An 11110-nucleotide genomic window follows, 5' to 3' on the forward strand; every position below is an offset into this window, starting at 1 on the left:
GTAGAATATCTATTAAAAGATCAACTTTTGACATTTTAAATCGCTTTGAGCAGTACTCAGCTGAAGAGAGGCTAAATCAACGACCATTGGTGCTTAAACAGTTGATCCATTCTGTCGGGCGATTACCTGAACCGGCCTCGGGCCAGACCTATCAGCGCTGGCAAGTTTTTGCCCAGATTGCTGGCTTTGACCTAAGTTTAGCCAAGCTTTTTGAATCACATTGTGATGCGTTAAGCATTTTGCATGAGCTCGGATATGAAAATGAAATTGATGAGAAAATATGGGCCATTTGGGCGGCCGATGGTGGGCCAGCGCCATTACAGGTCGAAAATGAGTTTTGTTGTGGAATTAAACCGTGGTGTTCAGGCGCTGAATTTATTCAAAAAGCATTAATCAGTTTCAAAGATCCACAGGGGCAATCTCAGCTTTGCATTCTCGATCTCAACCAACCCTCGGTCACCATTGATCTGGCTCACTGGCAAGCCGTAGGCATGCAAGGCACACAGACTGCCAGAGTCAATTTTCAGGAGACAGCCGTCAAACGTATTGGTCGTCCCAATGATTACCTTGATCGGGCTGGTTTCTGGCATGGTGCTGCGGGCGTTGCAGCTTGCTGGTATGGTGCGGCAGTACGGTTAATGGATGAGCTGCAACAAAGCTGCCTTAAAACACCCAATCCTTTTAAGAAAATGTATTTAGGTCAGTTGACAACTCAACTTGCTGTGACCCGACAATATTTCCAATACGTCGCGCAACTGATTGATAGCCAACCCAAGCTCAGTCATGAACGGGATGTACGGATCTTGCGTGCACAGGCAGAACAAAGCTGTTTGGCAGTTATTGAAGGAGTCGGAAAAGCGCTGGGCGCACGGCCTTTTTGTGAACAAGCGACCTTTGCCAATTTGATGGCAGATTTACCTGTATTTATTCGGCAAAGCCATGCGGCATTTGATGATGAGCAAATTGCTGAACGATGTTTACAGGAGCAAATAGCATGGCAGCTCTAAAACATCCTTTGGTTGAGGATCGCATTATTGAAGGGCAAGGTACTTCTAGAGAACAATGGCTACATGCATTTGAGCAACAACCGCTATCGCCGCTCAATCTTGAAAAATTTCAATCGAAACGAATTGTGATTGTGGCGCCGCATCCAGATGATGAAATACTCGGTTGTGGCGGCTTGATGCAACAGTTGATTAGTATGAATTGTCACTTAGTGATTGTTGCCGTCAGCAATGGTACCCAAAGCCATCCGCATTCAAGCAAATATAGTCCAGAGCAATTAGATCGAATCCGCCCGCAAGAAAGTCTGGCGGCATTACATTGTTTAGAGGTCTCGGATTTTGCACAACGTATTGCCTTAAATTTACCCGATGGAAAGATTCATTTGCATACAGAGCAACTCTGGCAAGCATTAGAGCAGCTGGTTCAAGCGCAAGACATTCTGATTTGTAGCTACGCACAGGATGGACATCCTGATCATGAAGCGGTAGGAAAAACGGTACAGGCCTTTGCTCTAGCACATGACCTATCATATTTACATGTGCTGATCTGGGCATGGCATTGGGCGCGACCGTTAGATCCGCGTATCAACTGGCAACAGGCCAGAGCTTATAGCTTAACTCAGAGCCAGTTAATCAAAAAACGTCAGGCCATTATGCAGTTCAAAAGCCAGATCGAAGCTGATGAAAGTACAGGCAATGCTGCGGTTTTATCTCCAGCAATCATCGAACGTTTGTTGATGCCTTGGGAGGTTTATCTTTGTGAATGATTCTAGTCAATATTTTGAAGCCTTATATCATCACAACAATGACCCTTGGGGTTACGATCATCATTGGTATGAGGCTCGTAAAAGGCAGATTTGTTTAGCATTACTCACTCAACAGCACTATTCATCAGTGCTGGAAATCGGCTGTTCCAATGGTCATTTAAGTGTAGAACTGGCCCAACGCGCTGATCAGCTTTTATGTCTAGATCTTTCTGCTCACGCTGTCCATTGGGCTTCGCAACGTTTACAGAATCTGGGCCATGTGAATGTTCAACAGCAAAAAATACCTGAAAATTTTCCTGAACAGAAATTTGATCTGATTATCATCAGTGAAGTGGCTTATTACTTATCTCGCAATGAATTGCATGAACTTATCGATCAACTCAAAGACAGTTTAACGCCACAAGGTGAAATCCTGTGTTGTCACTGGCGGCACGCGATTCAGGATTTTGAACTGAATGCCTTTCAAGTACATGATCATTTAAAACAATCTTTGCCTTTCACTCATTATTTAAGTCTGAATGATCCAGATTTCATCATTGATATCTGGACAGTAAATCCTTCATCTTTGGCTAAACAGCAGGGTTTAATATGAACATCGGTATTGTTATCCCAGCCCATAATGAAGAGCAGCATTTATCTGCCTGTTTGCAGTCGATTCAACAGGCTGTACAATATATAGGTCATGAACAGGTCAAGATTTTGGTGGTTCTAGACAGTTGTACGGATCAGTCTCGTGCGATTGTAGAATCACATCAAGTGAACTGGATTGAATGCAATTATGCTTGTGTAGGCAAGGCCAGAGATTTAGGTATTCGACATCTGATTCAACAGGGTGTGACATGGGTCGCTTGTACTGATGCCGATACCATTGTTGATCCAGACTGGTTACTGTGTCAGATGCAACATCAGCCTACTGATGCCATCTGTGGAATCGTAGTGCTGGATAATCTAAATCATTTATCAGCACCGCAACAGCAAAAATATCTGGCACATTATCAGGATAGTATGGGGCATCAGCATATTCATGGCGCAAATTTAAGTTTTAGCGTAGACGCTTATCTTCAGGCAGGAGGTTTTGAGCCGATTCCTTGTCATGAGGATGTGTCATTAATTCAAAAATTTATGACTCAATGCAGCAAAATCACCTGGAGTAATCTGGTTCGGGTCACCACCAGCAGCCGACTGAATGGACGTGCACCACAAGGGTTATCACATTTTTTAAAACAGCTATAAGGTACTTTTAGGGTGAAAGTTGATTAAACGGTATAAAAGCAAATGAGAAAATAAAAAATTAAAGTTTTCGTGATTCTGTAAATATATGATAGTTTTAAAAATTATAATTAACAAAATAACTTTCAGAGTTTGCGGAAATCTTTATGAATATACGATTATGTTATGCCAGCAAACGCAATGAAAATAGCGATGATTTGCTACAAGATTTACGCGATATCCTCACCGAAGCTCGAGATTTCAATACTCAACATTGTATCTATGGCGTCCTCTACTATGCAGATAATGCCTTTTTTCAGTGCTTGGAGGGAGAACAGCAGATTGTTGAAAGTTTATTTGAAAAAATAAAAACTGATTCACGCCATCTTGATGTCAAGCATCTCAATACACACTCCATTGACCAATCGAGCTTTAACCGCTGGTCAATGAAATATGTACAACGAAATACCAATATTGAATCTTTCTTTCTGACTTTGGGAGAAAATAGCTTTAATCCGAGCTGTCTCGACCAGACAAGTTTAGATGCTTTTCTCAGTGAATTGCTACTTGCAGAACAGACAACGCTTCCCATTGGCAAAAAAGTTGGCATGGTCAATCGTGGCGTTAATCCATTCTAAGCTGTTTGGCTCGTAACTTGATATTCACGGTTTTGAGTTTCGGTAACACTTTAGCCATGAGTAAATAGACAGCAATAGAAGTCATAAACATCAAGATCACTTCCATACTCTGGCTAATAATCAGCATGGCACAGTAGAAGAAACTAAATAAGGCCAAACATAATTCTGTGCCTTTGAAATACCACGTAATAAACACACCAAAGAGAGTCGCGGAGAGTATCAGATTAACTGTTTCGTTAAAGCCTAAATAATTGAAGAAGATGATGAGTAGGCACAACGCTAACATTGATAGTAAAAAGACAAAGATATTTTTTGCAATAAACATATTCTATTTCCTATCCTGAAGTTAATTTAAAAATCTTTCCTCTGGAACCAGAGGAAAGATGGTACATATTCAGACATTATTTGAGATTCTTTTCTATTATTCAGATTTGTTATATTAATAAAGATGCCTTTTTTATTTTACGGGATCTCTTCATTAATATTCAGCTTTCTATTGAATAGTAAAGAGCGCTTAAATGTACCGAATTAATTATTAAAGAAATCAAACAGTTGAAGAATAAGTTTTTGGCTTACACGTTTGTAAGAGATTGCCTACAAATGATTGTTTTTTGACCAAAATTTACATTTGAATTTAAAATAAATTAATTTAAAAACAATTACTTATTTTCAAATCACAATTTCTCTAAATTTACATTTTTAACAAAACGCAACATGATATTTCATTAGAGAAAGAAATAATAATGAGCAATATTTAAATGAAGTAAGAATATTGATTATCTAGAATTGGTATGCACTGTTATCGATGCGATTTTCTATAAAAAGAAAATGAGAAAAGAATTAAGTTTTACGATAAGAAATTCATTCATGGATAGAAATGATCAATTTGGGATTTCGGTGCAACAGTAAAATCATCTGGAGAAAATTCAAGGATCATTTCGGCTGCCTGTACATGGTCTGCATTGAGCCAGTCCAGACGGTGTCCTTCAGAGATGATAACGACTGATCTTTTTTCATGTTCAGGCGCATGAAACTGGTTCATTAAAGGGTGGGAATCTGCATTGATGGTTAGCATACTCATGGAGAGAATTTCCTGACCTGCAACACTTGCATATTCATATATAGCGGCGACTGTAAACGGCTTTTTGTCCTGACGATAGATGCCATACCACTGTGCTTGCCCATCAATATACTTAGGTTCAAAAATTACTTCGACAGGTACCAAAGCAAATTGATTTTTGTTCCAAGCATGTTTGAAACTATTTTTTCCAGCTACCGTTTCAGCACGTGCATTATAAGCATTCTGAACTGCCTTTAACTCCTTGGCCCAAAAAGGCACAAGACCAAAACGGGCGGCACGCCATTCTACTTTTTGATCGGGTGAGATCAGGATCGGGCTAAGATCTTCAGGATAAATATCCGTTTTGTAGTCAAATGTCGGTTCAAACAAATCTAATAAATGAGCCCGAGTTTTCTGAATAGGTCGATAGTTTGCACACATACACCATCCTCGTATCGTTCAATAAACACTCTTTTAGTGTTGATCAAAATCACGTTATTGATGAGCGCATTTTTGTATTTGGATTGCATCAATACTTACTGATCTGGGGATTCTTATAGAGAAAATGAAATCTTATGACACGATCTGAAGGGATAGATGATTTAAGATATCTTAAAAAATAGATGAGATAAAAAATTATCTCAGGATGATAATCAAATGGGCGAAATTAACCCAAACTCATAAATTTTATACTTCGATTTAAAAGATTCTGATCAAAGGAAATTGAGCCGACATTAACCATTTGTATTTATATCGATTTTTACATGTTTAGGCCTGCAAAAAATTACTAAGCTTAACAAACAAATCCTTCTAATTGCTTTACTATCGCCCGCTTTATCTTCAAAAGAAGGTCTCCCTTAACCAACGACTTTCGTCAGTGTTTTTTGATTTGGTAAACAATGAATTTTGATATCGACATTTTTGGTACGATTGTAGTTGCAGTCTTTGTACTTTTTATTGGTTATTTTCTGGTTAATAAAGTTAGTTTATTAAAACGCTACAATATGCCTGAACCTGTAATTGGTGGACTTGTCGCCGCGATTGTCACTTATTTTCTATTCACCAAATTTGATATTACGGTGAATTTTAATGCGGACATTCAACGCAGTTTCATGCTGGTCTTTTTTACTTCGGTTGGTTTGAGTGCCAGCCTGTCAAAGTTAAAAGAAGGCGGAAAAACACTGATTGTTTTCATGTTCTGTGTAATTGTCTTTGTACTATTACAAAATGCTTTAGGCATAAGTTTGGCAACCGCTTTAGGGCTTGATCCATTGATTGGTCTCATTACGGGATCAGTCACCTTAACAGGGGGGCACGGTACTGCAAGTGCATGGGGAAGTATATTCGAAGAAGAATATGGCATTCAAAGTGCAGTAGTGTTAGGCATGGCCAGCGCAACCTTCGGTTTGGTTGTCGGCGGCATGATGGGTGGCCCAGTAGCGAAGTTTTTGATTCGACGTTATCAATTGGCCGAAGAAATTGCACCGACACAGCAACGTACTGAAGCACCACCTGCAAATGAAACAGCGCCATTTGAATATCCAGAAAAAACCCGACTGATTACGGCGGACGATGCTGTAAAAACACTGGGGATGTTTGCACTGTGTATTTTCTTTGCCAATTTTATGACTGACTTTGCCAAAGGCCACTGGTTTGAATTACCGACCTTTGTGTGGGCGTTAGGCTGTGGTGTGTTCTTACGTAATACGCTGGAATATGTGTTTAATATCAAGCTATTTGACCGCTGTATTGACGTATTTGGTAACGCGTCTTTGGCTTTATTCCTTTCTATGGCATTGATGTCTTTACAGCTCTGGCAGCTTGCTGGTCTGGCAGGGCCACTTGTCATTATTCTTATTGCACAGACCTTATTTCTGGCGCTTTACCTGTTTTTCGTCACCTTTAAAATTATGGGCAAAAACTACGATGCAACGGTACTTTGTGCAGGACAATGTGGTGTCAACTTAGGTGCAACGCCAACAGCAATTGCCAATATTCAGGCAGTTACCAATACTTATGGGCCTTCACATAAAGCCTTCTTGATTATTCCACTGACTGGGGCATTTTTTGTCGATATTATTAATGCGCTTGTGATCCAGACCATTATTAATTTCTTTTAGCGTGCAGAGCTTTGATCCATTAAAGAGCTGAAATGCTTTACCACTTTGAAAATGCCAGTTTTTATCAACTGGCATTTTTTATTGCTATTCACTGCATTTTCTTAAACATATTCTTTTTTAGCTTTTTTTTAATTTTTCATGATTGGTTACAAAGCGTTAGTTCCTTTTGCATATTCACAATATGACTTACCTGAGCGCAAACAAACGTTGCAAACGGTAAAGAAACACCGCCCATAATCAAATGAACGATTAAAAATTAAAGGAATAAACATGCGTGCGCTTACTTACCACGGTGCTGAAGATGTTCGAGTTGAAACGGTAGCTGATCCTGTTATTCAAGAAGCTGACGATATCATTTTACGGGTCACTGCAACTGCAATTTGCGGTTCAGATCTGCATCTCTATCGAGGAAAAATTCCTCAGACCGAGCAGGGTGATATTTTTGGACACGAATTTATGGGGATTGTTGAAGATACTGGTTCTGCCGTCACACAGGTTAAAAAAGGTGATCGGGTCATTGTGCCTTTTGTCATCGCTTGTGGACAGTGTTTCTTTTGCCAGTTAAATCTGACCGCTGCATGTGAAACCACCAATACAGGCCGAGGATCGATTATTAATAAAAAACAAATTCCTTCAGGCGCTGCCTTGTTTGGATATAGCCATCTCTATGGTGGCATTCCGGGTGGGCAGGCAGAATATGTACGTGTACCCAAGGCCAATAAAGGGCCGTTTAAAGTGCCTACGTCACTGTCAGATGAAAAAGTGCTTTTTCTCACCGATATTTTGCCCACCGCATGGCAGGCCGTAAGCAATGCAAAAGTCACTAAAGGTTCAACTTTGGCAATCTATGGTGCAGGGCCTGTTGGCTTGCTGAGCGCAGCGTGCGCCAAAATGCTCGGTGCAGAAAAGATCTTTATTGTCGATCATAATCAATACCGATTGAGATATGCAGCGGAAGCGTATGGGGCGATTCCTGTTGATTTTGAAGCAGTAGATGCTGCCGAATACATTATCCAGAACACAGACAATTATCGTGGTGTCGATGCGGTCATTGATGCCATTGGATTTGAGGCAAAAGGCAGTGTTATAGAAACATTGCTGACGAATCTAAAACTTGAAGGCTCAAGTGGTGTAGTTTTACGTCAATGTATCGCGGCGGTACGTCGAGGTGGAGTGGTCAGTGTACCCGGTGTATATGCAGGGCCTATTCATGGTTTCCTATTTGGCGATGCTTTTGATAAAGGGCTTACTTTTAAAATGGGACAAACGCATGTGCATCAATTTTTACCTCAATTATTAGAATTGATTGAGGACGGTAAGTTGTCGCCAGAAGCCATCATTACCCATCGAATGAAATTAGAAGATGCAGCCGAAGGTTATCGTATTTTCGATAATAGGGAAGAAGAATGTCGTAAGGTCATTCTTACCCCTTAAAAACCGATTAAGCGTAGAAAACCTCTAAGTTATATTGGAGGTTTTTTTATTCTCCAACCAACTTTTAAATAAAAAAATAGAGAATTCGAAATCGCCGAAACATGGCTAAAAAGCGTACAATAAATGAAAAATAAAAATACAGGTTCGGGCATATCTCATGTTAGTTAAAAATAAAATTGCCGTAATTTTTGGTGGAAGTGGTGCAGTAGGTCATGCAATTGCAGATGTTTTGGCCCGAGAAGGCGCACACGTCTATTTAGGAGCCCGTCATCAGGACAAACTGGAGCAGGTTGTAGCAAATATTCACAACGTAGAAGGTCGAGTAAAAACCTTTATTGTGGACGTCCTAGATGAACAAGCCATCCAAACAGCGATAAAACAGTTGGTTGAGCAAACAGAGGAAATTGACATAGTCATCAATGTCACTAGTTTTATGCATAACCAAGGCAAAGAACTTTCAGAACTCACCCAACATGAATTTATGCAAGGCATCACACCTTTTCTTACTGCACAATTTAATATTTCAAAAGCAGTGGCACCTTATATGGGAGCAAAGTCTACAGGTGCAATAATTAGTGTGATTGCACCTTCGGGAGGAATGGCGATAGCGGGTCATTTGGGACATATCGCTGGATGTGCAGGAACTGAAGCATTTATCAAAGCGCTCGCCTGTGAACTTGGACCGAAAAATATTCGGGTGCTTGGTATACGCTCCCATGCAATTGCGGATGCCGCCCAAGCAGGGTCTTATACTCGTGAGTTATTTAGCTTAAAAGCACAAGCCATGGGTCTGAGCTTAGATGAATGGTTAAATGGAGCTGCGCAAAGTACCATGTTAAAAAGATTACCGACACTGGCTCAAATTGCCGAAACGGTGACATTTCTGGCATCTGATCATGCCAGTGCAATGACCGCTACCATCATTAATATCACCGCGGGTACAACGATAAACTCATAGCAACATACCGATAGAATTTTTAAATAATTCAATATGATTCCTGTGCAAAGCAGACGAGTCATGGTAAAAAGTAAATCCTTATAAACTCTAATATTCAAGTGAAGAATCAATCGTTCATTCTTCATGATCAGAATATGAAACTTGATAAGTGATTAAGTGGATGATAACCAAAAGAAATGCAACCTTAGTAGGACTCATTGCTGTGCTCTTATGGAGTTCAATTGTCGGGTTGATTCGAAGCGTCAGTGAAAATCTTGGGGCGACGGGCGGAGCTGCCATGATCTACAGTGTCGCGTCATTGTTCTTATTGATGAGCATTGGATTTCCCAAACTACGTGAATTTCCCCGACAATATCTGATTTGGGGAAGCTTACTTTTTGTTTCTTACGAGCTTTGCCTTGCATTATCGATTGGCTATGCCAATACCAGTCAGCAAGCGATTGAAGTGGGTATGGTGAACTATCTATGGCCAGCACTGACCATGGTATGTGCAATTCTATTTAATCATCAAAAATCAAGTTGGCTTGTAATTCCCGGTTTTATAATTTCTATTTTAGGAATTTGCTGGGTACTTGGAGGGGATCAAGGACTTGAGCTCACTAGTATGTGGGCGAATATTCAAAATAATCCTCTAAGTTATGGACTAGCCTTCATCGGTGCATTGATTTGGGCGGCTTATTGCACAGTAACGGCTAGAATTGCCAATGGTAAAAATGGTGTCACGTTATTCTTTATCCTGACGGCGGTGGCGTTATGGCTTAAATATTTATTCATGGGTGCTGAACCGATGCATTTTGATTTGCATGCACTGGTTTATCTTATACTCGCTGCTGCCGCTATGGGCTTTGGCTATGCCGCATGGAATGTCGGGATCTTGCATGGCAATGTTACACTGTTAGCGGGCGCTTCTTACTTTATCCCTGTTTTTTCGGCAGCGCTGGCAGCTATCGTTTTACAAACATCACTTTCGATTGCCTTTTGGCAAGGCGCAGCAATGGTTTGTATTGGTTCAGTTCTTTGCTGGGTGGCTACGCGACAGAAATAATATTTCTGTAAAAATCACATTTTAAAAAAACCAGTTTAGCAAATAATAATCATTCTCTTAATTATGTATAATGTTCAGGTAATAATACCTGTAACACTTGATGAATTATTTTTTAGAAATTCCACCAATGCTAGCATCAGCTTGCCTGCAACATGCAACACTGATACGACTTACAGCAAATACGTTTTGTTATCGTGCAGAGATTTCGATAATCACCCAGATTCGACACTCTTATACACTTGAAAGACCGAGTTACTTAGAAAATGCCAGCGCAAAACGCCTCAATGAGTTTTTTGCAGGACGTATTTTGGCACAAGCCATCTTGCAACAATATTTTAATTGCTCAATGTGCATTAGTTCGACACAGCTAAAATTACCGCAATGGCCTAAAGGCTTTATTGGCAGTATCAGTCATTCAAATGAGCAGGTGATTGTCGCGATTTCATCGCAATCTGAATATTTAGGTATCGATATAGAACGAATCGTTGAGACCAGTTTTGCCGATGAAAGCGCAGCACTGATTTTGACTCCATGCGAACAAAAATTATGGCAAGCCGAAATCTCGCACTATTTAAATTTTCGTACATACCTGACGCTTATTTTTTCTTTAAAGGAAAGTCTCTACAAAGCCGTTTATCCAATTGCTCAAAACTATATTGATTTCTTAGAAGCAACAACGGTTGAAATGAACATGGAAAATCAATCAGTTATTTTAAAATTTGATCAAAAAACTAGACAGCGCTATGGATTAAAGTCTGAATATCAAGGTTATTGGCAATTTAATAATGATGATGTCATTACATACATAGTACAAAGCAATTAATTTCTTAGATAGGGATAAAACAGATAGATGGCAAAGTCGCCATCTATCTGTA

General features: G+C 39.9%; 12 protein-coding genes. 10 read left to right on the plus strand and 2 right to left on the minus strand.

What is annotated here, in order from left to right:
• The 5 genes from AWW72_RS13490 to AWW72_RS13510 all read left to right on the plus strand — a co-directional run.
• Positions 1–1007: acyl-CoA dehydrogenase family protein (locus tag AWW72_RS13490; protein ID WP_502686080.1), on the plus strand; the 1007-nt coding region annotated here is incomplete at its 5' end.
• The gene (locus AWW72_RS13495; RefSeq protein ID WP_062847668.1) at positions 995–1771 is read left to right on the plus strand and encodes a PIG-L deacetylase family protein; all 777 of its coding nucleotides are present in this window, start codon (positions 995–997) and stop codon (positions 1769–1771) included. The genes AWW72_RS13490 and AWW72_RS13495, both read left to right, overlap by 13 nt.
• Positions 1764–2363 (plus strand): class I SAM-dependent methyltransferase, encoded by a 600-nt coding sequence (locus AWW72_RS13500; RefSeq protein ID WP_062847669.1) that lies wholly within the window; start codon positions 1764–1766, stop codon positions 2361–2363. Before AWW72_RS13495 ends, AWW72_RS13500 begins: the two co-directional genes overlap by 8 nt.
• Positions 2360–3004 (plus strand): glycosyltransferase family 2 protein, encoded by a 645-nt coding sequence (locus AWW72_RS13505; protein ID WP_062847670.1) that lies wholly within the window; start codon positions 2360–2362, stop codon positions 3002–3004. The genes AWW72_RS13500 and AWW72_RS13505 overlap by 4 nt, the downstream gene beginning before the upstream one ends.
• Positions 3005–3147: 143 nt before the next feature.
• On the plus strand, positions 3148–3618 hold the full coding sequence (locus AWW72_RS13510; protein ID WP_004772199.1) for a BLUF domain-containing protein: 471 nt from the start codon (positions 3148–3150) through the stop codon (positions 3616–3618).
• Here the strand turns inward: AWW72_RS13510 and AWW72_RS13515 are convergent.
• Both AWW72_RS13515 and AWW72_RS13520 read right to left on the minus strand, forming a co-directional pair.
• A complete protein-coding gene (locus AWW72_RS13515) occupies positions 3605–3943 on the minus strand; it encodes a hypothetical protein (protein WP_062847671.1) in 339 nt (112 codons plus the stop codon). The genes AWW72_RS13510 and AWW72_RS13515 overlap by 14 nt on opposite strands.
• A 540-nt stretch (positions 3944–4483) precedes the next feature.
• Positions 4484–5119, minus strand: a complete 636-nt coding sequence (locus AWW72_RS13520) for an SOS response-associated peptidase (protein ID WP_062847672.1) — start codon at positions 5117–5119, stop codon at positions 4484–4486.
• A gap of 458 nt (positions 5120–5577) precedes the next feature.
• Between AWW72_RS13520 and gltS the strand changes: the two genes are divergently transcribed.
• The 5 genes from gltS (at position 5578) to AWW72_RS13545 (ending at position 11058) form a co-directional block, all read left to right on the plus strand.
• On the plus strand, positions 5578–6798 hold the full coding sequence (gene gltS / locus AWW72_RS13525) for a sodium/glutamate symporter (protein ID WP_062847673.1): 1221 nt from the start codon (positions 5578–5580) through the stop codon (positions 6796–6798).
• Between the two features lie 270 nt (positions 6799–7068).
• Positions 7069–8232: a zinc-dependent alcohol dehydrogenase gene (locus tag AWW72_RS13530; protein WP_062847674.1), complete on the plus strand. Its 1164-nt coding sequence runs from the start codon at positions 7069–7071 to the stop codon at positions 8230–8232.
• Positions 8233–8389: 157 nt separating this feature from the next.
• Positions 8390–9190: an SDR family NAD(P)-dependent oxidoreductase gene (locus AWW72_RS13535; RefSeq protein ID WP_062847675.1), complete on the plus strand. Its 801-nt coding sequence runs from the start codon at positions 8390–8392 to the stop codon at positions 9188–9190.
• Between the two features lie 160 nt (positions 9191–9350).
• A complete protein-coding gene (gene yddG / locus AWW72_RS13540) occupies positions 9351–10235 on the plus strand; it encodes an aromatic amino acid DMT transporter YddG (RefSeq protein WP_062847676.1) in 885 nt (294 codons plus the stop codon).
• A 100-nt stretch (positions 10236–10335) separates the two neighbouring features.
• A complete protein-coding gene (locus AWW72_RS13545; RefSeq protein ID WP_062847677.1) occupies positions 10336–11058 on the plus strand; it encodes a 4'-phosphopantetheinyl transferase family protein in 723 nt (240 codons plus the stop codon).
• The last annotated feature ends 52 nt before the right edge of the window (positions 11059–11110 follow it).

The organism is Acinetobacter sp. NRRL B-65365 (assembly GCF_001605865.1).
GTDB classification, from domain to species: Bacteria; Pseudomonadota; Gammaproteobacteria; order Pseudomonadales; family Moraxellaceae; genus Acinetobacter; species Acinetobacter vivianii.

Excerpts from the sequence above, each read along its gene's own strand:
- AWW72_RS13495 (WP_062847668.1), top strand. The coding sequence starts at position 995 with ATGGCAGCTCTAAAACATCCTTTGGTTGAGGATCGCATTATTGAAGGG.
- AWW72_RS13505 (WP_062847670.1), top strand. The coding sequence starts at position 2,360 with ATGAACATCGGTATTGTTATCCCAGCCCATAATGAAGAGCAGCATTTA.
- AWW72_RS13510 (WP_004772199.1), top strand. The coding sequence starts at position 3,148 with ATGAATATACGATTATGTTATGCCAGCAAACGCAATGAAAATAGCGAT.
- AWW72_RS13515 (WP_062847671.1), bottom strand. The coding sequence starts at position 3,943 with ATGTTTATTGCAAAAAATATCTTTGTCTTTTTACTATCAATGTTAGCG.
- AWW72_RS13520 (WP_062847672.1), bottom strand. The coding sequence starts at position 5,119 with ATGTGTGCAAACTATCGACCTATTCAGAAAACTCGGGCTCATTTATTA.
- gltS (WP_062847673.1), top strand. The coding sequence starts at position 5,578 with ATGAATTTTGATATCGACATTTTTGGTACGATTGTAGTTGCAGTCTTT.
- AWW72_RS13530 (WP_062847674.1), top strand. The coding sequence starts at position 7,069 with ATGCGTGCGCTTACTTACCACGGTGCTGAAGATGTTCGAGTTGAAACG.
- AWW72_RS13535 (WP_062847675.1), top strand. The coding sequence starts at position 8,390 with ATGTTAGTTAAAAATAAAATTGCCGTAATTTTTGGTGGAAGTGGTGCA.
- yddG (WP_062847676.1), top strand. The coding sequence starts at position 9,351 with ATGATAACCAAAAGAAATGCAACCTTAGTAGGACTCATTGCTGTGCTC.
- AWW72_RS13545 (WP_062847677.1), top strand. The coding sequence starts at position 10,336 with ATGAATTATTTTTTAGAAATTCCACCAATGCTAGCATCAGCTTGCCTG.